Genomic DNA, 26,311 nt, shown 5'->3' with positions numbered 1-26,311 from the left:
GAAGTGTTTTTGTTCTGCATTTCAGGGTTTTCACCCATTCTGTTAGGGCACTGTGATTGCAGTCAACACCACTGGCTAATAGCTGTAAAGACCACCTCCAATATCGTACAATTTTCTTGTGGAGGGCGATCCAAAGTTGGGAATTTGGCGATTCTGAAACCGCCAAATTTGTCTGCTTTCGTTCCGAAGGTAGGTGGTACGCTCTCCAACTCGCTTTGAAAACAATGATAAATCATTTGATTGCGGATCAGGAGGTCCCCCGTTCGAGCCGGGGAGGTGGTACCACTCCCTCCTATTTGTTGACCCGAACATCTGACTTGAACCTGATGACTGGCGCATCATGGTTGCAAGCAAAATGCGTTGATGACTGGCTTGTCGGGATTGGGTGGCGGCAGGGCTGATTTATAGTGAGGATCGGCCTGTCGACGCGTAAATCCAATGCGAAATCGTATGTTACTTGATATCGATAGTCTGACGTATGGTTTGGGAGTCTGGGTCCAGAATCAGGATCTGGTTATCTGTGGTGACAACGGCAATCCAGCCGTTGCCAAAGGTCACGGCCTCGGCTGTGGTGCCTGTGGGCAGGATGATTTCTGCTGGCAGGCTTGGGCCATCGGCAGACAAGCGGATGACAAGCAGGCTGATAACCACTACAAGCCCGCCAATCATCACCACGGTTAATGTGGTCACCAGTCGGCGCAGGAATTTTAGCTGCGGTGGCTCGTCTAGAATTTCAGGCTCGGAAGGATCAGTCATGGGCAGCCGCCAGATTGAGTTTATCATCGCGGAAGACCCGCCTAAAAGGCTTGATAAAGCGGTTTCTCGCGATGTGCCAGCGGAAGCGACATTGTCACGCACGCGGCTTGCCAGATTGATTGAGGCGGGCAGTTTGACGGTAGATGGCGTGGTGGTGCAGGACGCCAAAGCACGGGTTGCTGAGGGGGCAGTGATCACGATCACCGTGGAAGAAGCCGAAGACAGTCATATCGGCCCCGAAGATATCGCTTTGGATGTGATATTTGAGGATGACGATCTGATCGTGATCAACAAACCCTCAGGCATGGTGGTGCATCCGGCTCCGGGGACGCCGTCGGGCACTTTGGTCAATGCCCTGCTACATCATTGCGGTGAGAACCTTTCCGGTGTCGGGGGGGTGAAACGTCCCGGTATCGTGCACCGGATCGACAAGGAGACTTCGGGTCTCTTGGTGGTGGCAAAATCGGATGCAGCGCATCAGGGTTTGGCAGCGCAGTTTGAGAAGCACACGGTTGAACGCTACTATCGAGCCATTTGCTACGGGGTGCCTGATGCCAATGACCCACGCCTGCGCGGGGTAAAGGGGACCAGTTTTGAACCGGGCAATATTCTGAAGCTCACAACGCAGTTGGCGCGACACAAGCACGATCGCCAACGTCAGGCGGTGTTGTTTCAAGGCGGTCGCCATGCGGTGACGCGCGCGCGTATTGTTGAGCCCTTTGGTGCCCCGCCAGTAGTGGCTTTGATTGAATGCTGGCTTGAAACCGGGCGGACTCATCAGATCCGGGTTCATATGACCCACGCTGGCCATGGCCTTGTTGGCGATCCCACCTATGGCGGAAAACGTAAGCTTGCTGCCAAATCCCTGGCCACAACTGCGATAGCCGCCGTGCAGAGTTTTCCCCGGCAGGCCCTGCATGCGGCGGTCCTGGGCTTTGTGCACCCGGTCAGCGGCGCGGAGATGCGGTTTGAAGCTCCGCTCCCGCAGGATATGAGTGATCTGATCGAGACACTGCGTTTGCCCCTAGTTTCGGGTTGATCCGGTTTCCATTTTTGGGCTGAGCATGGTCTAGGTCGCCGCTATGCCCGGGCAATCAACCAAGTCTCTCACGGTTTTACGGAAGAAAACGACCTCTCTGCGGGCCACATACGGCAGGATCCGCCTCACTCTGACTGCCCTCTGCTTGGGCTTTGCATAATCCGCGGGTTCTGGATCTTATTGCTGGTCAGGGTGGGGATGGTCTTTGTGCCGATGTCCCGCAACAGGATCCAGGGGGGCACTGCGCAGCGCTCGGGAGGTCGTTCATACCCTAGAGGTTTTACAGTCGACAAACGGGCTTTACCCAGCGGCTTGCACGATTTTTGGTCGGCGTAAGGCCGGAGAGAGGGAAAAGAGAACATTAATGAGAAAGATGATTTTCTTTGGGGTAGTGTGTCAAAGGTTACAGATGTTTCTTGGCCTGAAATGTAAAAGGATACTTGCAAGCGCCCCCTTGAAAGGTGTTTAGCGCCAACCCATATGACTTAATGTTAAGCCCGTAAACATCTTGGGAGGGACCGTTTGAATGGCTAATTATGCAAATCTGCCCGCACCGACCCCCGAAGGCGGTTTGAACCGCTACATGCAGGAAATCCGCAAATTCCCGCTCTTGGAGCCGGAAGAAGAATACATGTTGGCCAAGGCTTGGGTGGAGAAAGAGGATTCCGGTGCGGCGCATCGGATGGTCACCTCACACCTGCGTCTCGCAGCCAAGATTGCTATGGGCTACCGGGGCTACGGCCTGCCGCAGGCTGAGGTGATCTCGGAGGCCAATGTCGGTCTGATGCAGGCGGTGAAACGTTTTGATCCTGAAAAGGGTTTCCGCTTGGCAACCTATGCCATGTGGTGGATCCGCGCTTCGATCCAGGAATATGTCCTGCGGTCCTGGTCGATGGTCAAGCTGGGGACCACCTCTGCGCAGAAGAAACTGTTCTTTAATCTGCGTAAGGCAAAGGCCCGTATCGGCGCCCTGGAAGAAGGCGACCTGCGTCCCGAAAACGTTGCCAAGATTGCCCATGACCTTGGGGTGACCGAGGACGAGGTGATTTCGATGAACCGCCGGATGTCCGGTGGGGATGCCTCTCTCAATGCCACAGTTGGCAGTGAGGGCGAGGGCACTATGCAGTGGCAGGACTGGCTCGAGGATGAAGATGCGGATCAGGCTGGCGACTATGAGGCTCGTGATGAGCTGGAAGCCCGCCGTGAGCTGCTGGGCCAGGCCCTTGAGGTGCTGAATGACCGTGAAAAGGACATTCTGACCAAGCGCCGTTTGGCGGAAAATGTGCAGACTCTGGAAGAGCTGAGCGCGCAATACAGTGTGAGCAGAGAGCGCATTCGCCAGATCGAAGTGCGTGCCTTTGAAAAGCTGCAAAAGAAGATGCGCGAATTGGCTTCTGCCAAGGGCATGTTGACCGCGCAGTGATCTGCGCGCATTAACCATCCGATCCCCACTGAATGTGGAGGATCACATAAGGCGGAACCTGAGGGCTCCGCCTTTTTTGCGTATTGATTTTTGCCCGTGGCTATGGCTGCCACTGACGGGCTGACTTAAGGTGGCCCTGTGGGTCACTGTTTGTCGCGGCCTAATGCAATATAGGCCGCGCTGAGACCGGCCAAGGTCATGGTTTCAGCTGATGCCGTTTTAACGGGCATTCCCAGCGGCTCCAAAGCGGTTTGGTACGCGGTCAAGAGGTCGTTTTCGCCAATGATCACAACCTCCTGACCCAACCAGTAGGGGCGGGCAGCTGCAAGTTCCGCCCCGATCAAAAGGCCAGAAAGCTTGGCCCGGCCAATTGCGTTACTTTGATCAAACAGCGAAGCCTCTGCATGGATCGAAAACAGCTTGGACGCCAAGATCGCCGGATTCGACATGGCATCCTCCACAGCGGTTGCAAAGGCATCTGCATCCCAGGCGCTGGAGACGGTCGTGTGGCGCAACAGTGATTGGTTGGCCAGCAGCGCTAACAGTTCCCCGGTCATGAAGGTGCGGAAACTTACCACCTCACCGGCGCTTATATGCGCCCATCTGGTGTGGGGGCCAGACAAGCAGAGTACCCCGTCGAACTTTGGGTTTGCCGCGAGGAAACCCGCAATCTGGGTTTCTTGGCCCCGCATCAGATCTGCTGGGCTATTCTGTTTCATCCCAGGCAGAATGTATACGTCAAGGCGTTGGTCTTTGGTGTCTACTCTGATCGCGGATTCTGCGCTGGGCGGCTCACTAGGGGTTGCGGCGCAGGGGGCCTCTGCCCAGCCCTGCTTGGACCCGGCCATACCACAGGCGATAACCGGAATGACGCGGCCCTGGGGGAGAAACCCAGCAACCAAGTCTATTAAGGTTGGTTCAAATTGGTCGGGCGCCAGGTCGTCCAAATTGCAATCGGCACTCAGCCTATGAAGCACATCCCCATTTCCTGTCATCATCCAAAGGCGAAGATGAGAGGAGCCCCAATCCGCCGCGATCCAAACCAGCTTTTCTGCTAACTGTGTCATTACCCAGTCCCTCCGGCGCCACTATCGAGGAGCCTTGTCTGTTGGCTCCCTGCCATTGGGGTCTGTGATGCCACAAACATCAGGGCGTCAACAACATCTTGCGGCACCAAATTGGGCATTCAGGCAATGTGATTGGGACAGTCCCAGAGGCTGGTATGGATTTTGAAGTAGGGTGCTCCTTCAACGCAGCAGCCAATGACTGGTATAGGCGCAAAGCAAGGCTGGCAAAAGCTGGCGAGCTAAGCGTCGGTTCTGGATCTGAAAGGCTCTTACGTTTTGCTGCCTGCTGCTGTCAGCCGGTTGCTAATATGGGCCCGAGACTCCGAACGAAAAGGAACGGCTGGCTTAGATCGTTAAGTTGCTGGCTTGGCTGGCTGTCTGGCTTGTCCCGGCGTGGCCGAGACTGGCTGGAGTAGCTTGCTGCTTGCTGCCTAGTGATCTGGCTAGCTGCAGTTCCTGTACTTTGGATAGAACTTTGTAGAGGAGCCGTCAATAGGATTTTGAAAAATATCGTGCGATTTCAAATAGTTGATAGTAATTGTCAGGTATTGTCCGTGCGAGCGCAGAATACAGAGAAAGGCCAGGGCGAAACTGGAACGGCTTAAAGCCGGGATTGCAACACAAGCATTTGTTCCAGCAGATCCATCTCTGGATCCTGTCGCAAATCCAGGTGATGGCGCCAAACCATGGAGAGCGCGGATTTTGCACAGCCCCATTGCAATAGGCGCTTGGGCGAGACGTCAAAGATCCGTCCCCAAAGCTGAGCACGCTGCGCAAGCAGGTCAACTTTTCCATGGCTGGGCTTCAGGCCATGGGGGTGACGAAGTGCATTGGCCAATTCATAGCTGCGTTCACCAAGGAGACCCTTGGCGTCAAAAGCGCAGTATCCGCGCGCGCCCTTGCGAATGTTCTCATGGTGCAGATCCCCATGAAGAGGGCGTATGTCCTCCTGGCTGGACAAGAGCATTTTTGCAAGTTGTTGACCCCGTAACAAATTCTGCCTTTGGAGGGGGGTCACCCTGAGGGGGTCAGACAGGGATAGTAGGGCATCAAACCATGTGGCGAGGGGCGTTGGATCGAGAGGCTTTATCAGCCGGGTTTGCTGGTGAATAGTGGTGGCAACCTCAGCCAATATCCGATCTGCTTCCTCCTGGTTGCCCATACGAGAGATGTCGCCCAGTGACGGACCTGGCAGCCATTCCATCAAAGCGGCGTTTTGCGTGACTTGGTAGATATCGACGACTGGGCCTTGCAACTGGTCCAAGACCCGAAATCCTGCTGCCTCGTTGCCCATATGTCCGGCTGTGTAGTGTTTCAGGACAGCGCGACCGTGGGCCTGCGTTTCGACCTGCCAGATCTGTGCTTTGGGAAGCTCTTGTAGAGACAGGGCGCTTGTCACCTGAAAGGCCGAGATCAGCTCTGCTGGAATGGTGGGCGCAGGGGGGGACATGGAAGCTCCTGTTCTACACTTTGGGTTCAAGCAGAGACCCGCAGCGGCATGCGCATCACCCGTTGCATGCCAAACAAGCCACCAAAGTGCAGCTCCTGCGTCTCCGTAAAGCCGTTCTTTTGATAGAGCCGGATCGCATGGAAGTTTTGCAAATCTACGGTGAGAGCGAGATTACACGTGCCCGGGTAGTGACGAAGCAGGTAGCCTGGTAAAGCGCGCAACGCATTTGTGGCGTGGCGTTGGTTCTGATAATTGCGGTCAATCATAAAGCCCCGAAGCCCCAGGTCGCGTGCTGGGACCCGGCCAGAGGCCAGGCTAGGGGTAAGATCAGGTGTTAGACCATAGGCTTGGTCGATCTTGAAAAAGCCGATGGCCATCTCCCGTAAGAAAATGGCGTGGAAATCCACGCCATCCTCCGCTTGTTCAAACGCCTGCGCCACCGTGCCACAAAACAGTACCTGCTCTGGCTCGACTTGAATGTGGTGCACCAAATCAAATTCGCAGGTCTCTATGGGGCGCAGGCGAAGGCTCACGCCTCTTCCATGGCTTCCAGCTCATCGATCATCTCTGAAATCATCGAAAGACCCTTGTCCCAGAATTTGGGATCCGAGGCATCCAGACCAAAGGGCGCCAGCAGTTCCTTGTGATGCTTTGATCCTCCAGCCTTGAGCATGTCGAAGTATTTATCCTCAAAACCCTCACCGCCTTCGGCGTAGACGGAATAAAGCGCATTCACTAGGCCATCGCCAAAGGCATAGGCGTAGACATAGAAGGGTGAGTGCACAAAATGCGGCACGTAGCACCAGAAGGTCTCGTAGCCTTCCATGAAGTCGAAGGCCTCGCCCAAGGATTCGGCCTGGACCGACATCCACAAGGCGTTGATGTCATCGGGCGTCAGTTCGCCCTCGGCGCGGGCGGCGTGGAGTTTGCATTCAAAGTCATAGAAGGCAATCTGGCGCACCACGGTATTGATCATGTCTTCGACCTTACCGGCCAGCAAGATCTTGCGCTGTTCCTTGGTCTCCGCCCCCTCAAGCATTTTGCGGAAGGTGAGCATCTCACCAAAGACACTGGCCGTTTCGGCCAGTGTCAGCGGGGTGGAGGAGAGCATCTCGCCCTGTTCCGCCGCCAGCACCTGGTGCACGCCGTGGCCCAACTCATGGGCCAGGGTCATCACATCACGCGGCTTGCCAAGATAGTTCAGCATCACATAGGGGTGCACATCCGTCACAGTGGGATGGGCAAAGGCACCGGGGGCTTTGCCGGGTTTCACGCCCGCATCAATCCAGCCCTTGGAGAAAAACGGCGCGGCGAGCTCTCCCATGCGCGGGTCAAAGGCTTCATAGGCCTCCATTACGGTCTTTTCAGCCTGCGCCCAATCCACCACACGGGTGTCTTCCATCGGCAGTGGCGCGTTGCGGTCCCAGACCTGCATGCGGTCCAGCCCCAGCCATTTGCGTTTCAGCTCGTAATAACGGTGGCTTAGTTTGGGATAGGCGGCGACCACAGCTTCACGCAGAGCCTCGACCACTTCGGGTTCCACGTCGTTTGACAGATGGCGGCCGGTTTGTGGAGTGGGCATACCGCGCCAGCGGTCCAGGATCTCTTTTTCCTTGGCCTGGGTATTATGCACGCGGGCAAAGGTTTTGACGTTGTCCTGAAACACCCGCGCCAATTCGCGCGATGCGGCTTCGCGTTTGTTGCGGTCCTGTTCGGTGAGCAGGTTCAGGGTGCCTTCGATGTTCAGCTCCAGGCCATCAACCGTAAAGGTAAGTCCCGCGATTGTTTCGTCAAACAGCCGCTCCCAAGCGTCGCCCACAACGCCCAGATCATGCAAAAACCGTTCAAGCTCATCCGAGAGCTGATAGGGCTTCATCGCGCGGATACGATCAAACACCGGCTTGTAGCGGGCGAGATCCGAGTTGGTGGCAAAATGTGCTGCCAGTGTCTCGTCTTCGATGCGGTTGATTTCCAAGGTGAAAAACACCAGTGGAGTGGTGAAGATGGTGATCTTTTCCTGGCAGTCCGACATGAATTTTGCGCGCTCAGCATCCGTAGTTAGCTGATAATAGCGCAGGCCCGCATAGGACATGACACGCCCTGCGATGGCGTTGATTTTCTCGTTACGCAGAACGCAGTTCAGCAGGCCCTCTGCATCCAGATCCGCTAGCTTTCCTTCGTAGTCCGAGGCGAAAGCGCTGCATTCCTGCGCCAGCCAGTCCAGATCGCGGGTCAACTCTGGCGCGTCATCCGCAGCGTAGAGGTCGGTCAGATCCCATTCCGGCAGATTGCCCAGCTCATCAGAGCCAGAGCTGGCATTGGCATCACGGACGGGAAAGGGGAGTTGCAACATGGGGGCTCCTTGGCGGGCATCTCTGTTATGACGTTGCACAACATCTAAGCGCCGCATGGCCAGATCACAAGCAAAGCCCCGCGCCGAAATTCGGGGCAGGGCTGAATTTTTTGTGCGAATTTATTGCAAGCCCAATCAGGGTGTTCTGTGAAAGGGCAATGCGGGCACGGGGCTAGCGGTATTGGCTAAAGAGCTGCGTCATCTTATCAAAGGCTCTGTGGCGAATGTCGCTGCCTTCCATGACGATTTCATGTTGCGCGGGATCAATCAGATCCAGTTCGCCGCCTGGCCAGCGCGCCATACGATCCTCTACCGCCTCACTGTTGACGATTTGCTCTTGGGAACCAAGGAATGTGATGCAGGGCAGGGCCGGTGAGGGGCGTTGAGCCAGCGCCTCGCATTCTTTCAGTCCCTGGCTCAGCCAGTTGATCGTTGGTCCACCCAGCACCAGGTCAGGTTTTGCTTTTAGCTGGTCAATCATCAACTGATACATAGCCGGATCATTGGTGAGTGTATTGCCTTTGAACGGGGCGGTTTCCACATAATGGCCCTGGGTCGTCGTCGGAACGCGTTTGTTGCTCAGCCCCAATGTTGGCGCCAAACTGCCGAGGATACGGGCAACTGGTTTCATCGTGTTGGGGATGAGAATACCCCACATTGGCGCGGAAAAGGCACAGGCCTTTACGGGCAGGTCCTCCATTAGGGCGCGCAGACCGATGGCTCCACCCATGGAATGGCCTAAGAGATACCAGGGTTCAGGCAGTTTCAGCTGCTTGGCGAGCTTTACAACCGCAGTCACGTCCTTCTGAAAATCGCCGAATTCTTCCACATGACCAAGGCGGCGATCGCTCAGCATACGATCCCCCAACCCCTGTCCACGCCAATCCACGGCCAGAGCAGCATAGCCGCGCTGATTGAAATCAATAGCGGCTGGCCCATATTTTTCGATGTATTCGGTACGGCCGGGGAAGATCAGCACAGTGCCCTTTACAGGATCATCTCCGGTTGGCAGCCAATGACCGACGCGAATGCGCAACCCGTCTTCGGTGGTTGCCCAATGGGCCTGTCCAGTTTCGGGTCCTTCTGCGATTTCGGCAAAATAGGGCGCGGGGGTCAGGTCCATCAGGCTTTTGTCCATTAGGCTAGGGCCGATGCCAGTTGCATGGCGGTGCCCATGTCACCGTCAATGGTCAGCTTGCCGGACATAAAGGCGCTGGTGGGGTTTACTTCGCCGGTCAGGATGCCCTGGAAAGTCTCTACATCGGCGGACATGGTCACATCGGCCTCTTCATCGCTGACGCGGGCACCGTTGCCGTCCAGGATGATCGCGCCCAGGCCTTCGATGGCAAACTTGGCGGAGGCAGAGAAATCGCTTCCAGCCATTTTTTCGTTCATGGCTGCTGCGGCCTGTTCAAGTGTATCGCTCATATGATTCGTCCTTTGATCATGGGTGCAGACTAGTGCACATATTTGTCACTGTGCGCTGCCCGCGCACGGGGAAACTGCAATTTTGCGTGAAGCACCTGCTTCCAGCACTGGAAAAATCGCCGTGCAGGGGTACACTGGGTCATCATGATCGCAAATCACTTGAACCTCAAAGCTATCGTGGCGGCAACGCTGTTTACAGTCACGATTTCCATGCCTTTGGCAATCTCCGCTGCGGAGAATTCTAAAGAATCCGAGCTGCTGGGCCAGCTGGTTTCCGCGGATGCGGACAGGGCCCGGGGATTGGACCGTGAACTCCAAGCGTTGTGGCGTAAAAGCGGCTCAGCGGCGATGGATCTTTTGCTGTCGCGGGCCACAAAGGCCATGATGGCAGGTGATCTACCTGTGGCTTTAGAACATCTCACTGCGCTGACAGATCACGCGCCCGATTTTGCGCGCGGTTGGTATGAACGGGCCCGCGTCTTTCATGCTCTGGGGGCCTATGGACCATCGGTAGCGGATCTTGAGCGCGCTTTGGCACTGAACCCAAATGATTATGATGCCATCTATGCGCTGGGCACTGTGTTTGAACAATTTCGCGATCCCAAACGCGCCTATGAGGTCTATTTGCGTGCCAAGGCTATACATCCCCACCACGAGGAAGTACTCAGCGCGCTGGAACGCTTGCGGCCCGAGGTTGCAGGCAAGGATCTTTGAGCAGACCTTGATTCTTTAGTGTCACATTCGACCTATAGGAAAGAGGCAGAACAAGGGCTGATCAGATGGCAGGCGCTGCGCGGGTCTTGGCGGTATTGGGACCGACAAACACCGGTAAAACTCACTATGCGATCGAAAGGATGCTGGGCTATCGCACTGGCATCATGGGATTTCCTTTGCGACTTCTGGCGCGCGAAGTCTATGACAAGATCGTCGCCATTCGCGGCCCTTCGGTGGTGGCACTGGTCACTGGCGAGGAACGTATTGTGCCGCCGCGCGCCAAATACTGGATCTGCACGGTTGAGGCGATGCCGCCGGGAATGGGCTGTGATTTCCTGGCGATTGACGAAATTCAGCTCTGCGCCGATCCAGAACGTGGCCATGTCTTTACGGAACGGCTGCTGAACTCCCGCGGCACCAATGAGACGTTGTTTCTTGGCGCCGATACCATGCGCGGACCAATTAAGGCCCTGGTGCCCGAGGTCGAGTTTCTACGCCGTGAGCGGATGTCTGAACTTGTTTATGGTGGCTCCAAGAAAATCAGCAGGATGCCGCCGCGCACGGCCATCGTCGGTTTCTCGGTGGATAATGTTTACGCCATTGCTGAACTGCTCAAGCGGCAAAAGGGCGGGGCAGCGGTGGTCATGGGGGCGCTCAGTCCGCGCACCCGCAACGCCCAGGTGGCGCTTTATCAGAACGGCGAGGTGGATTACCTGGTGGCCACAGATGCCATTGGTATGGGGTTGAACCTCGACATCGACCATGTGGCCTTTTCCGCAACGTCCAAATTTGATGGTCGGCGTATGCGGCCCTTGGCCCCGAATGAGCTGGCGCAGATTGCCGGGCGGGCTGGACGCGGTATGAGCCATGGCAGTTTTGGTGTCACCGGGGATGCGCGCCCCTTAGAGGATGAGGTGGCTGAGGCCATTATGGAGCACCGCTTCTCCCCGCTGAAAAAGCTCAACTGGCGCTCTACCGATTTGCAGTTTGGCTCAGTAGAGGCGCTGATCCGGTCTCTCGAATCACTGCCGCAGGATGAGGTTTTGGTGCGTGCCCGCGAAGCGGATGATCTTGGGGCATTGAAGTTCTTGTCGCGCGACAGCGGCATAATCTCGCGCACAACCAACGCGCACTCGGTGCGGCTGCTGTGGGATGTCTGCCGGATCCCGGATTTTCGCGGCATCTCCCATGGAGAGCATGCTTCCTTGATTGGCGGGATATTTGAGTATTTGCACGGCGGTGGCGTGGTTCCGGACGACTGGCTGGCCCGTCAGATCAAGCGAATTGACCGGGTGGATGGCGATATTGACACACTTTCCAAGCGTCTGGCCTTTATTCGCACCTGGACTTATGTCTCACAGCGTAAAAACTGGCTGCACGATGAAAGCCATTGGCGTGGCGTGACTCGCGCTGTAGAAGACAGGTTGTCAGACGCGCTGCACGAGCGCTTGACTCAAAGATTTGTGGACCGGCGCACATCCGTGCTTATGCGCCGGCTCAAACAGAAGGAGGCCCTTTTGGCCGAAGTGAATGACAAGGGTGAAGTAACCGTCGAAGGCGAATTCGTTGGACGGTTGGACGGTTTCCGGTTTACCCCGGACAAAAGCGCTCAGGGTGCCGAGGCAAAGACATTGAAGTCTGCCTCGTTGCAAGCTCTGGCGCCGCAATTCCATTTGCGCGCAGATCGTTTTTACAACGCACCCGATACAGAGATCGACTTCACCGAACAGGGTGGTCTGATGTGGGGCGAGGCTGCCGTTGGTAAGCTGGTGGCGGGCGCTGATCCGCTCAACCCAATGGTCGAGGTCTTTGTAGACGATGCCGCTGGTCCGGATGTTGCTCAAAAGGTGGAACGTCGCCTGCAGCATTTCATCTCGCGCAAGGTTCAGGCCCTATTTGAGCCGCTGATCAACCTGCAAAAAGACGAAGAACTCGCTGGCTTGGCGCGTGGGTTTGCTTTCCGCCTTGTCGAAGGTTTTGGTTTGCTGCCGCGTCACACTGTGATGCAAGAGGTCAAAGATCTGGACCAGGACGCCCGTGGCGCGTTGCGCAAGCATGGTATCCGCTTTGGTCAGTTCACCATCTTTATGCCCCTGCTGCTGAAACCTGCCCCGACGCGCCTGCGTTTGGTCCTCTGGTCGCTCGCCAATGGCGTGCAGGAGTTCCCAGAAGCGCCGCCCCCCGGCCTGGTTACCGTGCCAGCCGCTAAGGACGCGCCGCAGGGCTATGACACCATGTCTGGCTACCGCGAAGCCGGTGAGCGGATGATCCGCATCGACATGCTGGAGCGCCTCGCGGATATGCTGCGCGCTGAGGACAGCCGGGGTGGTTTTGAAGCCAAGGCAGATATGCTGTCGATTACCGGCATGACGCTGGAACAATTTGCCGACCTGATGCAGGGGCTGGGTTATCGCGCCGAAAAGGGCGAGCGGGTTAAGGTTAAAGCTGCTCCAGAAGCGCCAAAAGAGGCTTCCAAAGCGGACGCACCTGAAGCTGCGACAGAGATCTCTGTGGCCAAGCCAGAGGATTCTGCTGCAATTGTGGAACCTGCAGAGGCGCCAGCCGCGACCGAGGTTGCTGCGGAGGAAAAGGCCGAGGCTCCAGTAGAAGAAACCCCTGAAGCTGCGACCGATACCCCTGCTGAAACTCCAGCAGAGATGGAGGTCTTTTATACCTTCGCTTGGGGTGGTCGGGCACGCCAGGGTGGCGGCAACCGCGGTCAGCGTCGCGGCCAGGGTGGTCAGCAGGGCCAGGGTGCCGAAGGCGCCACTGGTCAGGATGGTCAGGACCGTCGTGGCGGCAAGCCACGTGGTCAGGGACGCTCGGGGGAACGCGCTGGCGGCAAGCCCGGCGGACGTCCCGGTGGCAAGCCTGGCGGCAAAAAGGGAGGTCGCCCACAGCAGCAGGGCAGTAAGACCTATTCTGCCCGGCCTCCGAAGAAGGAAAAGCAGATCGATCCCGACAACCCCTTTGCGGCAGCTCTGATGGGGCTGAAGCAGGGCGACTGACCCGGGATGGAGCCAAAGGCGGCGAAAATCCGGGTCGACAAGTGGCTTTGGCACGCGCGGTTTTTCAAAACGCGCAGTCTGGCCGCCAAGCAGGTCGGTGCTGGGCATATTCGCCTCAATGGCTCCAAGATCACAAAAACGGCTCAGAACGTCACTGCGGGTGATGTTCTGACCTTTCCACAGGGACGACAGATTCGCGTGGTCGAGGTTGTCGCCATCGGCGAACGACGTGGCCCGGCCCCAGAGGCGCAAACGCTCTATCTTGATAAGACGCCAAAACAGGACATCTTGCCTGCAAATCCGCGTTTTGAAGGAAAAGGGCGCCCTGACAAGAAATCTCGCAGAGTGCTTGACCTTTCCCGGCAACAGGACTTCACGTGACATCTTGAAGAAGTGGCGAGTCTGAATTAGCTAGTGGCCAAACAGCAAATGGGACGAAGCCCGCATGACCTATGTCGTTACGGATAACTGCATTGCCTGCAAATACACCGATTGTGTTGAGGTGTGCCCGGTAGATTGTTTCTATGAGGGCGAAAACACCCTGGTGATCCATCCGGATGAATGTATCGACTGTGGCGTTTGTGAGCCAGAATGTCCCGCGGATGCCATTCGTCCTGACACAGAGCCAGACATGGATAAATGGGTAGAGTTCAACCGGAAATACTCGGAAATGTGGCCGGTCATTGTCTCCAAGAAAGATCCGATGCCTGAGGCCGAAGAACGCGACGGCGAAGAGGGTAAGCTTGAGAAATACTTCTCTGAGGCCCCCGGCGAAGGCGGCTGATCCTTAGTTCAATTTTTGCCTCTTGCCCTGTTCTTGGCAAAAATCGCATGCCATTTTACCGGAAAACCTCCTGAAACCGGTAGTTTTTGGCCGCGATTTGCTGGATCTGCAGGTCCCCCGCCTTTCGGAGGGGGGCTTTTTGTGATATGATCCCCTTTAGATGAATATGAAAATGAAACCCATCTCGCGTTGCATCTGTGATGTGGAACGCGGCCTGGGGAGTTGACCCACGGTGACGATTGAACTCTCGACCTGCTGTGCAGATCGGGTGCGATAGCGTTGCCGTTGTTGTGTCGGGAAGGGTTCCTTTGGACCTCTCGACCTCTAGAGCAAGGAAAGACCTGTATGACAAAATCGAAAAAGCTCGCGTTCCGTCCCGACGAATATGTGGTGTACCCCGCCCATGGCGTGGGACAGATCATCTCGGTTGAGGAGCAGGAAGTGGCCGGCTTTGCGCTGGAGCTTTTCGTGATCACCTTTGAAAAGGACAAGATGACGTTACGGGTGCCAACCAATAAGGCGATCGAAGTGGGCATGCGTTCGCTCAGCTCGCCGGATGTGATCGCTCAGGCGATGAAGACCCTCAAAGGCAAGGCCAAGGTCAAACGCGCTATGTGGTCCCGTCGGGCACAGGAATATGAGCAAAAGATCAACTCTGGTGATCTGATTGCCATTGCTGAAGTGGTGCGGGATCTGCACCGCACCGATGACCAGCGTGAGCAAAGCTACTCTGAGCGTCAGCTCTATGAAGCAGCGCTAGAGCGCCTGACCCGCGAAGTCGCCGCCGTTGCAGGTGGTGATGAAATCCTCGCGGCCAAACAGGTTGGCGATGTTTTGACCTCTCGGGTCGCTGCCTGATCCGTCCAGAGCAGCCCGAAAGCTCAGACTTTTCAAAAGCCCGTGACCTTTGATCACGGGCTTTTCGCTTTCTTGGCTTCCTGTTAGCTGGACAGGGCTACAAGGATGAACAGCCCGGAAATTTCGCTGACTTGCTGGCAAGCGCCCAGAACATCGCCAGTCTGCCCACCGATTTTTACACGCGCCAATAGACCAACCCCTAGAGAAGCGAGGGCAAGCGCCGCAACCAGGGCAAAGGTGACAAACCCTAGCAAGAGCAGTGAAAGTACAACAGCGAGGCCAAGGCCAAGAATGACTGCCCGCCGGGACGGGCGGCCGACGCTTTGCGATAGGCCGGACTGGCGGGCATTGGGCAGCCCATTCATTAGAACTGGCATCATCGCTCGGCTGAGCAGGGACAGGGCCAATGGCGCCCAGAGATCTCCGCTCTCCAGAAGAAGCAGGAGCGCCTGCCAGCGAAACCCGATGCCAATAATCAGTGCCAGAACCCCATAACTGCCGATCTGGCTGTCTTTCATTATTTCCAAACGCCGCGCAGGGTCAAATCCGCCCCAAAACCCATCGGCACAATCGGCCAGACCGTCTTCGTGCATCGCGCCAGTCAGCAGAACCTGCACCAAGATAAACAGCCCAGCTGCCAGACCTTCGGGGAGCCCCAACGTCATGGCGCAGCCCGCTGCCAGGCAGGCTGGTAGTGTTACGGCAAGCCCTGCCAGCGGAAAGGCCCAAACAGCCTGTGATTGCCGCTGAAAGCTGCCCTTTGATAGCCGGGGCAGGGGCAGCCGGGTCAGCAAAACCAGGGCCAGGGGGATATCCACCAGAGATATGTCGTTTTTACGCATGCGTGGGCCTCTTGCGGGACTTGCGAAGCAGCGGTGAGCCGCTAAACAGTTTGAAACCTGATTTACGCGCGTCCGCCGCCCAGATGCAACGAGGCTTTCCATGCTGCCATCCCTAACTTCCCTTGATGATTTTCGCTCCCAACTGGCGCAGGCCACTGGTGCGGATCAAACTTCTGTCGCAGCGGCTGCTGCTCGCAATGGCCAGCTCACCAAACCCCCCGGAGCTTTGGGGCGCTTGGAAGATCTGGCCATCTGGTATGGCGGCTGGCGGCGCACGGACCGGCCAGAAATCACCGCACCACAGGTTATCGTATTTGCCGGCAATCACGGTGTCACAGCCCAGGGTGTCTCCGCCTTCCCCTCGGAAGTGACCGCGCAGATGGTCATCAATTTCGAACATGGCGGAGCTGCGATCAATCAATTGGCCAGGCTGGCCGGGGCGCGTATGGACGTGCATGCCTTGGACCTGGATAAGCCGGTTCAGGACTTTACCATGGGTCCGGCGATGAACGAGGAAGAGTTGCTGGCAGCGCTTCAAGCGGGCTGGCAGGCGGTGGATCCTGCCGCAGATCTATTGGTGGTTGGCGAAATGGGGATTGGCAATACGACCCCGGCTGCGGCTCTGGCCTTTGCCCTGTTCGGCGGGGAGCCAGAGGACTGGACAGGGCGGGGCACCGGAGTTGATGACGCTGGGCTCGCCAATAAGACGCGCGTGGTGCGCGAAGCTGGCGCGCTGCATGGCGCAGGCATCAAGGATGGTCTGGACGCATTGGCCTGTCTGGGAGGGCGTGAAATCGCCGCTATGGCCGGAGCCATTGCCGCAGCGCGCCTGCTGCATATCCCGGTGATTCTGGATGGGTTTATCTGCTGCGCTGCTGCTGCCTGTCTCCAGCACACTTGCAACAGTGCTTTGGATCACGCCATTGCAGGCCATCAAAGTGCCGAAAATGCCCATCCTGCCTTGCTGGCGAAACTAGGTAAGGAGCCGCTCTTGTCTCTGGGATTGCGCCTTGGCGAAGGTTCGGGTGCGGCGCTGGCTATTCAGGTGCTAAAGGGGGCCATTGCCTGCCACAGTGGTATGGCGACTTTTGCGGAAGCCGGAGTCTCCGACGGCTAATTTCGGTGGCATGTGTAGATGTAAGAAAGCCCCGAAGCGACTTTCGGGGCTTTTGTTTTAGCGAGGACTGGCCTTGCAAGGAAAGGCGTCGCTTGGTCGTCAGGCGCTGTCTTTCTTCTCTGCCAGCTCCAAAAGGGCAGTTTCCAAATCTTTCTCCAATTCGCGGGCGCGTGCGATATAGGCGGCGTTCTCGCTGGCTGGCACGCCGGGCTGCCAAAGTGAGGCGAGTTCACGGACAGTCAGCCGATCATGGGCATAGAAGGTCTGTTCAGCCTGGGCAGCTTCATATTCGCTCAGGCCAATTTTTTCGAGCACATAGCGCCCGGCCCGCAGCGAGCTGTCGAACATTTCACGGACGATATCATCGGCGCCTGCCTTATACAGTTCAAACACGTGGTTGCGATCATAGGCCCGCGCGATGATGTGAAGATCCGGATAGGTGCGGCGGACATAGGCGACCATTGAAACGGTTTTTTCCGGGTCATCAAGCGCCACCACCAGCACATGGGCCTTTGCAATCCCCGCTGCTTTGAGCAACTCCGGCCGTGTGGGGTCGCCCAGAAAGCTTTTGACGCCAAAGCGCCGCATCAATTGTACAGCCCGGATGTCATTGTCCAATAAGATGGTCTTAAAGCCGCTGGCGCGGACCAGCCGGTTTACAATTTGCCCAAAACGGCCAATGCCGGCGATGATCACGGGTCCCTGTTCGTCGATCTCATCGGGCTCATGCTCCACGCGTGTCTCGCCCATAAAGTGAGACAGCAGATCATATAGAATGAACAAGAGAGGCGTGATGAGCATCGACAGGGCAATCACCAGCAAGAGCTTTTCAGCCAGAGCCTCGGGGATCACACCCTGTTGTCGGGAAAACGCCAGCAACACAAAACCAAATTCGCCGGCCTGGGCCAAGCTGAGGGTAAAGAGCCAATGATTTCGCCGTCTGAGGCCAAACGCGCGGCCCACAAAGAACAGGATCAGCCCCTTGGCGACAATGACAAGTAGAGCCAAGCCAAGCAGGTCGCCCGGATTGGCTAAAAAGAGTCTGTAGTTGATACCCGCTCCAACGGTGATGAAAAAGAGCCCCAGCAGCAGGCCCTTGAAAGGTGTCAGATCGCTTTCCAATTCGTGCCGGAATTCTGAGTTGGCAAGAACCACACCGGCGAGAAAGGCGCCAAGCGCTGGGGACAGCCCGACCAGTGTCATGAGAAAGGAAATACCGACGACGATCAGCAAAGCCAGTGCGGTATACATCTCGCGCAGATTGCTGGCATGGATGAAACGGAACAAGGGCTGGGTCAGATAGATGCCAGCCAGGACAACGACTCCAATCATGCCCAATGTGGTTAGGGTTACAGCCCATCCGGGCAGGCCGGCTACCAACGAGAGCCCATCATGGGCTGATGCCAGATGGGCGGCTGCATCACCTCGATCAATTGACCCATCCGCGCCGATTTGGGGGCCGGGAGCAATTGCGAGAAGAGGCAACAGGGCAAGAATGGGAATTACCGCGATATCCTGGGTCAATAGCACAGAAAAGGCGGAGCGCCCCCCGCCAGTCTGCATCAGACCCTTTTCTGAAAGGGTCTGCAGTACAATAGCTGTCGATGAAAGCGACAGGGTCAGGCCCACCGCCAGGCTGACCTGCCAGGTTTCCCCGGCAAACAGGGCTGCAACCATCAGCGCCAAGGTGCTCAGCAAGATTTGTAAGCCACCAAGCCCTATGAGTTTGTGCCGCATAGCCCAAAGGGCGCGCGGGTCGAGTTCCAAACCGATCAGGAACAGCATCATAACGACGCCAAATTCTGCGACATGCTGCAGGTTTTCGGTTTCAGCACCAACCAGGCCCAGTACCGGACCTATGATAATGCCTGCTGCCAGATAGCCCAGAACGGAGCCAAGCCCCAGTCGCGCTGCCAAGGGAACAGCGATCACTGCTGCAGCGAGGTAGATTGTTGCTTGATATAAAAACGCATCCATAGAACCGGTATCGCAAGCGCTTCGCCACTTGGCAACGGTTTTAGGCAGAACAGGGAGGCGCCAAATTGGCGCTGCCGCGATAGCCGTCTGGTTGGATTGGTCACGCGCCCAGCCAATGGGAAACGGCGGCCAGGTTTCCCCATGCCGCCGCGCTTTTCATTGTCTTTTTCCCTCCTTGGGAGGCGGGAAACTAGAAGCCTTAGTGTTCCATCATCCGAATCTCGTTGCTGAGTTTGGTGATATCGTCCAGGCGGCGTGAAATACGCTCCTGAAAAACGCCGAGCTGATCAATAATGTCAGAAAGGGTTTCACCCGATTCTGGCAAACGGGCGCTTTCAATCTTACACAGGACACGCGTCGAGCTGAGGCCCAGGAATTGACGATGCATGACCTGGCAGGCGCGCATGATGCGCTCGGCTTCCTGGTCCACTTCTTCGACACCTTTGCGGGCGCGATCGGTTTCGGCTTCGACCAGGGCGCTGAGAATGCTGCGCTCTGCTTCCATATCAATATCGCCCAATCCGCGTCGCTCGGTCTTGAGCTGTGCGTGACACTCATTGAGCATCCGCGCCATCCCTTCAACGAAGAGGCTATTGGTGACGGCCAATTTGATTGTGTTGAAGTTGCTGTTTTCCCCCATGACATGGGCGGCAAACCAATCAGACATCTCGCGGGACATGGCACCATAGTTCTGCGATAGAACGGTGACCGGTCCACCCGAGGGTTCAATACGTGAGGCGATAACGCGCAGGTTATGTGGGATGGTATGCATCGCATCAAAGTCTTTTACCAAGCCCTGCGTTTCGCCCACCAGTACTTCGGCATTGGACATCATTTGGCGCAGATCCGAGATCTTTTGATCCTTTGGTCGCTCCAGACCAATATCACGCGTCATCAACTCTTCGCTCAGTGCATGGGTGGCAAATTGATGATAGTTTTCGAACCCCTTGTCGCGGATCCAGGTGAGCATCATCTCAGCGCTTTCTTCAGGGGTGATACCATCATTGGTTTCCGCCTGGCGCATTTCTGCATAGATCGTTTTTATCTCTTCAAACAGGTCACTGCTGGGTGAAATTCGCGCCGAAAGAAAGCCACCTTCGCATGGGACAATGACAGCAAAAACCCAGTAGTAGAGGCCATCTTTGGCCTTGTTCTTCACATAGGCGCCCATGCTGTCGCCAGCACCGATCGTGTCCCAAAACAGTTGGAAGACACCTTTTGGCATATCGGGGTGGCGGATCACCTTGTGGGGTGCGCCGATGAGTTCGTCCCATTCATAATTGGCAACGCGCTTGAAAACATAGTTCCCAGCTTGAATGACGCCCCGCTCATCGGTGCGTGAAAAGAAAACCTCATTTAGGGCGAAGGGGGCTTCACCAGTCGAGGGTCGGGCTTCTATGCGACGGTCTACAAAAGACAAGGGAGCGCTCCACTTCAAAACGATTCAGTGACAAGCTCTAAACTGGAAACCTTCTTTTATTGTTAAGTCGGCAAAGGTGCGTCACGTTTTAGCTGCGCCATGACGATCTGACTTTGCACCCGCGCGACGGCAGGGTGGGGCAATAGGATTTCATGAATAAGCTGATTGAGCGCCTGCAGGTCACGGCAATAGACACGCAAAAGATAGTCGGCTTCTCCGGTCATGGTCCAGGCGGAGGTGATTTCTGGGCGGGTACTGACCAGACGGCTAAAGCTTTGCGATTGTTCTGGTCCGTGACTGCCAAGATTCACATGGACAAAACCCTGAACGGTCAATCCCAGTTTTGCCGGATCGAGCTGGGCGCAATAGGCCTGGATAAACCCCTCTGCCTCAAGCCGCTGGCGCCGCCGCCCGGCCTGACTGGGCGACAGATTGAGCAACTCTCCCAGTTCCTGTGCAGTGAGATGGGCATTCTTTTGCAAAGCAGCCAGAAGTTTTGTGTCGGTGGTGTCGAGCATGTGCGGAATATTCCTGTATTTTGGGAATAGTGCGCGGGATATGCGCACAAATAAAGTCAATACATGTGAATTATGCGCAAAATATGCATTTGATCTGCGCTATTGTGGTTGCGAACAGAAATCTAGCCCGCATCCCGCGACTATTGGAGGAAACCACCATGGGTCCATTTCCGCACAACGCCCCAAAATCAGTGATCAGCGATGAGAACCCAGCTGGTACCGATGGTTTTGAATTTGTAGAGTTCGCCAGTCCAGAGCCACAGGAACTGCGGGATCTTTTTACCAAAATGGGCTACGAGAAGGTTGGGCATCACAAGACCAAGCCTGGTATCGAGCTGTGGCAGCAGGGGGATATCACTTATATCCTCAACGCCGAGAAGGGCAGCTTTGCAGAGAAGTTTGTCGCTGAACATGGCCCCTGTGCCCCCTCCATGGGCTGGCGCGTTGTCGATGCGCAAAAGGCCTTTGATCATGCGATCTCCAAAGGTGCTGAGGCCTATGAAGGGGACGACAAAACCATGGATGTGCCTGCAATCAAGGGCATTGGTGGTTCACTCATCTATTTCATCGACCAGTATTATGAGACCTCGCCGTATAATGCGGAATTTGAGTGGACCAAACAGTCCAAACCGCGCGGCGTGGGTTTCTATTACCTCGATCATCTCACCCACAACGTCTACAAGGGCAATATGGATAAGTGGTTCAAGTTCTACGGCGAACTGTTCAACTTTAAAGAAATCCGTTTCTTTGACATCGAGGGCAAGTTTACTGGCCTGCTGAGCCGGGCGCTGACTTCTCCCTGTGGTCGCATCCGCATTCCGATCAACGAAGACCGCGGTGAAACCGGCCAGATCGTTGCCTATCTTAAGAAATACAAAGGCGAAGGTATCCAGCATATCGCGGTCGGAAGCGAGGACATCTATAGCGCCACCGATGAGATCGCCGACCGTGGCATCACGTATATGCCAGCGCCACCTGCTGCCTATTATGAGCTGAGCCATGACCGTGTAAAGGGCCATGATGAGCCGCTGGATCGGATGCAGCAACATGGCATTCTGATTGATGGAGAGGGCGTCGTTGACGGCGGTGAGACCAAGATTTTGCTGCAGATTTTCTCTAAAACCGTGATTGGCCCGATCTTCTTTGAATTCATTCAGCGCAAAGGCGATGATGGGTTTGGTGAAGGTAACTTTAAGGCGCTGTTTGAATCTATCGAGCGGGAACAGATCGCCAACGGAGAGTTGGACGCCGCTGAATAATCCAGCCTTCTAACTCTCTAATAAATGAACCCGGACCTCATTGAGGTCCGGGTTTTTTCTTGTCTTGCACTGGGCACGGTATACGCGCCAACCGTTCAATCTGGAAAAGGCGCAGCAGGATTGGGCGCTGTGTGGCGCCTCTGCTGCCTGCTCTGTCTTATCAGTCTTTTGGAAGCCTCAACGTGGTATTGGTGCCGCGTTTTTGGTACTGTAGCTGGGTGTCGCTAATCGCAACGACGGTTCCGCCATCCAGACGGTCCCCAACCTGGACTTGGCGGGTGCGACCTGTGGGCATCAGGACCAGGGCCTGCCTGTTTGAGGGTTTGCCTGACACTCCAATGAGGTTGATGCGACGCAGGTTGAGCGCGTTTTTAACTGTGGCCTGACGCGCGACCGAAGCGGAGCTGGGAATGCTGGGCGTGACGGAGCGTGGCGCTACAACTGCAGCCGCTGTTGCAGAGTTCTCGGTCGCTGCCTCACGTTGGCGAGTGGCGCGATCCACCAGATTGGCAAAGTTCGCAGGCCGTGCCCGTGGTGTGGTTGAAGTGGCAATAGCCAAGTCGCTGACTGGCTGGCTTTCCTGTTCTTCGGTCTTCAGGCTGGCAGGGCGGGCACGGGGGCGCACGCGCGACAGCTCTTCGCGGCTCAAACCACCCAGCAGCGCGCGTTCGGCCCGTTCCATCAGATCAGAAGGCCGCGGGCGCGGGCGTTTGAGCGACAGGCTGGCCAGTCGGGCGTTTTCGGCGGCCTCATTGGCGGCTTCTGGGGCGGTACGCACAGGGGTAGGCGGCGGTACTACGCTGGGACGTCCGAGATAGACCATAACCCCATCAGGGTTAAGGGTGCCCTCTGGTGTTGCAGCGACCAGGCCACGATTGTCGAGCGCAAAATCACTGCCCGCTGCCGCTGGCGAGCTGAGCGCGTCTGGCGCCGGGTCGCTGTCATGCTCTGGGGCTCCAGGCAGAGCGACGGCATCCTGAGACAGGTTACTATTGTCGATCGAAGCAATGTAAATGTCATCCAATGACACCAGGGCGGGGACCTCTGCGATCTCGGGAACCTGTTGCCAGATGCCGGTTGCCGCATAAAGCGCTGCTTGGCTTAGCGCTTCAGTGGCCGCCTGTTGTGATGCGTTATCTTCTAACGCATCAAGCACGGGCTGACCCGTGCTTGCATCCAATTGACTGTCTGTTTCGGGTGAGGCGGCGTCGCTAGGCAGGGCCAGATCGCTCAGCTCTACAACGCCTGGATCAGGCTGCGAGGGAATCGCGCTCACCTGTGGCGCGATGCTGTCAGGCTCGGTTTCAACCTCGGCAACCGGCACATCCGCAGCGGCGGATGGATCGGGCGGAGAGGCCGTAGGCTGTTCCACAGTTGTGGGTGTCTCTTCGGTAGCTCCAGTTTCCCCTTCAACGGGTTCATCGAGCGGAGGTACTGTGGTTTGTTCCACGGGTGGGCGCTCGGACGAGAAGAACAAACCGCCCTCAGAAAAGAGTGCAAAAGCTGCGATAGCCGCCATGGCCAGTAGGAGCACAGCCGTTAGGATCAGCCCCAGGAAACGCGGCTTACCCTTGCTGCCCTGACTGTTCTCAGCAGCTTGGGTGAGACTGTTGGCGGCTTTTGCCGCTGTACCGCTGACCGCTGGTCCTTTGGGATGGACTGCAGCCGGAGGCGGAGCTTTGACCACAGTTGGTTTTCTAGAGAGCTCCGCAGATGCGCCAGGCGCAGGTGCTTGGGGAATAGCCTTGGCAGCTCCAGGATTTTCGAGGTTTGTACTGGCTGGTTTCGCACTGGCTGAGGGTTTCGCCTCAGGCGCCAAAGCCGGGGTCGGGCCAGCGGGCATCGCTGCGTCGACCTTTGGCGCAGCTGCGGCCCCAGAAGGTTTTGCAGCGCCATCGCCTTTCGCCGGGGGAGCCTGAACAGGCTTGGTCGTCACGGGGGCTGCGGCCTCAGGGCTGACAGCGGGGGGCGCGCTCTTCTGCGGCGCGGGCGTGGCCTGCGCAGGCGACTTAGACGAAGCGGGTGCAGCTCCAGATGATTTACGGCGGCGGCTGCTAAAGCCAGCGATTGGGCCGCTGTCCTCAATTGTTGCGTCTACAGCAGTGACTTGGTCTTCGACCTGGACCGGAAACGAAGCGGCAGGCGCTTTAGGCAGAGCTTCTACAGGCGAAGAGGTCGAGCCCGGTAATGAGGCCTTGCCTCCCGTGTTTGCTGAACCAGCAGCTGAGGGGCTAGCGTTGGGTTTTGGGTTTGGAACCTCTGCGGGGCCGATGTCTACCACCGCGATTCCATCTGGCGTGATCTCCACATCGCCCAGAGAGGGGGCCGCGCCAAAAAAGGGTTCTCCCAGAAAGCCTGTTTCGCCAGGGGTTGCCACAAAGGAAGCAGGGGTAAATCCGTTTTCCACCGCAAAGCTCTCTGCTTCGGCCAGGGTCTCATAGGCGACGGCGGCGATATGGGTTTGGCTGCCGTCCTCGGAGAGGTCAAAAGCAAGGTCAGAAACCGCATAGGGGGTAGCGCCTTCTAGCGCAGCGCGCGCCAGGCGCCGACGGCTTTCCTGATCTGAAATGCCAGTTTCAATTGTCAGATAGCGGATCTGATCATTGGGGATGATCAGTTTGCACTGCCCGTTTGGTTCCAGCGTATCTCCCTTGGCCTTTAGGGCAGCCAGTTGGCCTGACAAATCATCACTGTCCAGCGCCACAGAACCGACATTGCGCCAGCCGCCGGCTGCGCGGTGCAGCAAAACAATACCCTCTGCGGAGAGAGAAAGAGCAAACCCCGGTTTCATAATGCGGTCAAACCATCCAAATCTTAAGTGCCCGGACCGCGAGGAGTCCTATCAGGCCGTCAGAGCGGACCATAAAGCAGGACTTCGCCGAGTGAAAGGAAAAGAGCGCGTATTCCCCTTGTCAGCGGCGATCTGCCATCCCCATCTAGAGGCAAGGCAAAGGAGACTTAACGATGAAAACAAAGACAGTTTTGGTAACAGCCCTGGCGATGGCGCTGACCTTTGGCACAGCTTTGCGTGCGGAGACCAGCGCAGAGCGTCAGATCCAGGTCAGCGGCGAGGGCCGGGTCGAGGTGTCACCGGATCTGGCTGTGATCACTTTGGGGGTGACCAAAGAGGCTAAAGAAGCCAGCGAAGCCATGGCACTTGTCTCCGAAGATATGTCCGCTGTCGTACAAGAGCTTCGCGCGGTTGGGATCGCGGCAAAAGATCTGCAGACCCAGCAGATCTCCTTGCATCCGGTCTGGTCTAATAGCGGAATAAGCAGCGGTTCGGATCAGCGTAGAATCACGGGATTTTCTGCCTCCAACACGGTGAATCTGCGGGTGCGCGACCTTGATCAGTTGGGCGAGGTGCTTGACCGGGTGCTGCGGGCAGGGGCCAATCAGTTCCAGGGGCTGCGCTTTGATGTGACGGATCAGGCGGAGCTGCAGGACCAGATGCGCGCAAATGCCGTGGCGGATGCCCGCCATAAGGCGCAAATCCTGGCAGAGGCCGCGGGGGTTACGCTGGGACCCGTGCGCTCCATCACTGATTTGCATCAGGGCGGAGGGCGGCCAGTGATGGCGATGGAGATGGCGCGCAGCAGCGCGATGCCCATTGAGTCAGGCGAGCTGAGCTTTTCGCACAGTGTGCAGGTGGTGTTTGACCTGGTGGTGCCCGCCCAGAAGTAAATGGTATCACGCCAGATCGGGGTGCTAGGTTGCCTTAGTGGCATCGGACCTGTTCAGCAGGGCTACTGTGTCCAAAGGTCCAGTCTCACCCCGTCTTTGGCACCGTGACGGGTTTTGTGGTCAAATATTTCGGTCTGGGCCATCCAGTAGCCAAGGATGTAATGCCCGCCAATACAAAAATTTGCGGCCACTTCTTTGGCTGCTCTCTCACCATGATATTGGTGGGTGTACTCGTGGCGGCGCAGGGCGGCGAGATAGCGTTTCCAGCTTTTCTGCTGCAATTCGCCTAGGTCCTGTAGGCGCGTATGTCGGGGCAGGGTGATGGTAGAGTGGAGTTCCACCTGACAAAGCGCGTTCCAGGTGAGGGTCATATAGGTTAGCGCCGAATAACCAGAAAGCTCAACCGGATGAATCTGCTCTTTCAGTACGTTTGTGGTCAGCCCATCAACATCATAGAATTCAACCTCTTTGATCAGGGTGGGACCCCGGCTGGCAAAATATCCAATAGCCAGTCCCCAGATCAGCGCAGAAGACAGGCAGGCTATTGCGACAAAACGGAAGACCCTTTTGATCAGGCGCACTCGCATACAGGATCCTCACAGAAAAACTGTTGG

The 26,311-nt window shown here is 56.7% G+C and carries 23 protein-coding genes; 10 read left to right on the top strand and 13 right to left on the bottom strand.

Translation table 11 applies throughout. The annotated features are described in order from the left end of the window. Positions 1-453: 453 nt before the first annotated feature. The gene (locus tag MED193_RS08075; RefSeq protein ID WP_009809202.1) at positions 454-756 is read right to left on the bottom strand and encodes a DUF6476 family protein; all 303 of its coding nucleotides are present in this window, start codon (positions 754-756) and stop codon (positions 454-456) included. Here MED193_RS08075 and MED193_RS08070 point away from each other — a divergent pair. Continuing rightward, the gene (locus MED193_RS08070) at positions 755-1,795 is read left to right on the top strand and encodes an RluA family pseudouridine synthase (RefSeq protein ID WP_009809201.1); all 1,041 of its coding nucleotides are present in this window, start codon (positions 755-757) and stop codon (positions 1,793-1,795) included. The two genes, MED193_RS08075 and MED193_RS08070, sit on opposite strands and share 2 nt — an antisense overlap. A 526-nt stretch (positions 1,796-2,321) precedes the next feature. Further along, complete coding sequence (gene rpoH, locus MED193_RS08065) at positions 2,322-3,218, top strand: RNA polymerase sigma factor RpoH (RefSeq protein ID WP_009809200.1); 897 nt, start codon at positions 2,322-2,324, stop codon at positions 3,216-3,218. A gap of 143 nt (positions 3,219-3,361) precedes the next feature. Here the strand turns inward: rpoH and MED193_RS08060 are convergent, their stop codons facing one another. From MED193_RS08060 to MED193_RS08035, 6 genes are all read right to left on the bottom strand, one after another. Continuing rightward, a complete protein-coding gene (locus tag MED193_RS08060) occupies positions 3,362-4,285 on the bottom strand; it encodes a 2-dehydro-3-deoxygalactonokinase (RefSeq protein ID WP_009809199.1) in 924 nt (307 codons plus the stop codon). A 601-nt stretch (positions 4,286-4,886) separates the two neighbouring features. Continuing rightward, on the bottom strand, positions 4,887-5,735 hold the full coding sequence (locus MED193_RS22285) for an aminoglycoside phosphotransferase family protein (protein WP_009809198.1): 849 nt from the start codon (positions 5,733-5,735) through the stop codon (positions 4,887-4,889). A gap of 26 nt (positions 5,736-5,761) precedes the next feature. Continuing rightward, a complete protein-coding gene (locus MED193_RS08050; protein ID WP_009809197.1) occupies positions 5,762-6,268 on the bottom strand; it encodes a GNAT family N-acetyltransferase in 507 nt (168 codons plus the stop codon). Next, positions 6,265-8,088, bottom strand: a complete 1,824-nt coding sequence (locus tag MED193_RS08045; RefSeq protein ID WP_009809196.1) for a M3 family oligoendopeptidase — start codon at positions 8,086-8,088, stop codon at positions 6,265-6,267. Before MED193_RS08045 ends, MED193_RS08050 begins: the two co-directional genes overlap by 4 nt. A gap of 172 nt (positions 8,089-8,260) precedes the next feature. Further along, positions 8,261-9,226, bottom strand: coding sequence for an alpha/beta fold hydrolase (locus MED193_RS08040; RefSeq protein WP_009809195.1), 966 nt, complete (start codon positions 9,224-9,226; stop codon positions 8,261-8,263). Then, positions 9,226-9,516: an SCP2 sterol-binding domain-containing protein gene (locus tag MED193_RS08035; protein ID WP_009809194.1), complete on the bottom strand. Its 291-nt coding sequence runs from the start codon at positions 9,514-9,516 to the stop codon at positions 9,226-9,228. The genes MED193_RS08040 and MED193_RS08035 overlap by 1 nt, the downstream gene beginning before the upstream one ends. Positions 9,517-9,660: 144 nt before the next feature. Between MED193_RS08035 and MED193_RS08030 the strand changes: the two genes are divergently transcribed. From MED193_RS08030 to MED193_RS08010, 5 genes are all read left to right on the top strand, one after another. After that, positions 9,661-10,230 (top strand): tetratricopeptide repeat protein, encoded by a 570-nt coding sequence (locus MED193_RS08030; RefSeq protein ID WP_009809193.1) that lies wholly within the window; start codon positions 9,661-9,663, stop codon positions 10,228-10,230. A 65-nt stretch (positions 10,231-10,295) separates the two neighbouring features. Next, entirely contained in the window at positions 10,296-13,238 is a 2,943-nt protein-coding gene (locus MED193_RS08025; protein WP_009809192.1) for a helicase-related protein, read from the top strand. A 6-nt stretch (positions 13,239-13,244) separates the two neighbouring features. Continuing rightward, complete coding sequence (locus tag MED193_RS08020; RefSeq protein ID WP_009809191.1) at positions 13,245-13,619, top strand: RNA-binding S4 domain-containing protein; 375 nt, start codon at positions 13,245-13,247, stop codon at positions 13,617-13,619. A 64-nt stretch (positions 13,620-13,683) separates the two neighbouring features. Continuing rightward, a complete protein-coding gene (fdxA, locus tag MED193_RS08015; RefSeq protein WP_009809190.1) occupies positions 13,684-14,022 on the top strand; it encodes a ferredoxin FdxA in 339 nt (112 codons plus the stop codon). Positions 14,023-14,367: 345 nt separating this feature from the next. Next, positions 14,368-14,880 carry a CarD family transcriptional regulator gene (locus MED193_RS08010; protein ID WP_009809189.1) on the top strand — a complete coding sequence of 171 codons (513 nt, stop codon included), beginning with the start codon at positions 14,368-14,370 and terminating at the stop codon, positions 14,878-14,880. Positions 14,881-14,963: 83 nt separating this feature from the next. On the opposite strand, the gene MED193_RS08005 is transcribed toward MED193_RS08010, so the two are convergent. Next, on the bottom strand, positions 14,964-15,722 hold the full coding sequence (locus tag MED193_RS08005) for an adenosylcobinamide-GDP ribazoletransferase (protein ID WP_009809188.1): 759 nt from the start codon (positions 15,720-15,722) through the stop codon (positions 14,964-14,966). A gap of 100 nt (positions 15,723-15,822) precedes the next feature. On the opposite strand from MED193_RS08005, the gene cobT reads away from it, so the two are divergent. Continuing rightward, positions 15,823-16,839, top strand: coding sequence for a nicotinate-nucleotide--dimethylbenzimidazole phosphoribosyltransferase (cobT, locus tag MED193_RS08000; RefSeq protein ID WP_009809187.1), 1,017 nt, complete (start codon positions 15,823-15,825; stop codon positions 16,837-16,839). A 99-nt stretch (positions 16,840-16,938) separates the two neighbouring features. Here the strand turns inward: cobT and MED193_RS07995 are convergent, their stop codons facing one another. From MED193_RS07995 to MED193_RS07985, 3 genes are all read right to left on the bottom strand, one after another. Beyond that, complete coding sequence (locus MED193_RS07995; RefSeq protein WP_009809186.1) at positions 16,939-18,816, bottom strand: cation:proton antiporter; 1,878 nt, start codon at positions 18,814-18,816, stop codon at positions 16,939-16,941. Positions 18,817-19,015: 199 nt separating this feature from the next. Then, a complete protein-coding gene (locus tag MED193_RS07990) occupies positions 19,016-20,236 on the bottom strand; it encodes a PAS domain-containing protein (protein WP_009809185.1) in 1,221 nt (406 codons plus the stop codon). A 62-nt stretch (positions 20,237-20,298) separates the two neighbouring features. Next, complete coding sequence (locus MED193_RS07985) at positions 20,299-20,754, bottom strand: Lrp/AsnC family transcriptional regulator (protein WP_009809184.1); 456 nt, start codon at positions 20,752-20,754, stop codon at positions 20,299-20,301. A gap of 158 nt (positions 20,755-20,912) precedes the next feature. Between MED193_RS07985 and hppD the strand changes: the two genes are divergently transcribed. Then, a complete protein-coding gene (hppD, locus tag MED193_RS07980) occupies positions 20,913-22,013 on the top strand; it encodes a 4-hydroxyphenylpyruvate dioxygenase (protein ID WP_039966015.1) in 1,101 nt (366 codons plus the stop codon). A 160-nt stretch (positions 22,014-22,173) separates the two neighbouring features. Here the strand turns inward: hppD and MED193_RS07975 are convergent, their stop codons facing one another. Continuing rightward, positions 22,174-24,804 (bottom strand): hypothetical protein, encoded by a 2,631-nt coding sequence (locus MED193_RS07975; protein ID WP_009809182.1) that lies wholly within the window; start codon positions 24,802-24,804, stop codon positions 22,174-22,176. 173 nt (positions 24,805-24,977) lie between these two features. Here MED193_RS07975 and MED193_RS07970 point away from each other — a divergent pair, with 173 nt between their 5' ends. Next, positions 24,978-25,697, top strand: a complete 720-nt coding sequence (locus MED193_RS07970) for an SIMPL domain-containing protein (RefSeq protein WP_009809181.1) — start codon at positions 24,978-24,980, stop codon at positions 25,695-25,697. Between the two features lie 62 nt (positions 25,698-25,759). Here the strand turns inward: MED193_RS07970 and MED193_RS22280 are convergent, their stop codons facing one another. Then, positions 25,760-26,284 (bottom strand): DUF922 domain-containing protein, encoded by a 525-nt coding sequence (locus MED193_RS22280; RefSeq protein WP_009809180.1) that lies wholly within the window; start codon positions 26,282-26,284, stop codon positions 25,760-25,762. Positions 26,285-26,311: the final 27 nt, after the last annotated feature.

This window comes from Roseobacter sp. MED193 (assembly GCF_000152965.1).
Lineage (GTDB): Bacteria > Pseudomonadota > Alphaproteobacteria > Rhodobacterales > Rhodobacteraceae > Pseudophaeobacter.
Note: the sequence above shows the minus strand (reverse complement) of the source record. Positions and strands in the feature narration are given on the sequence as shown.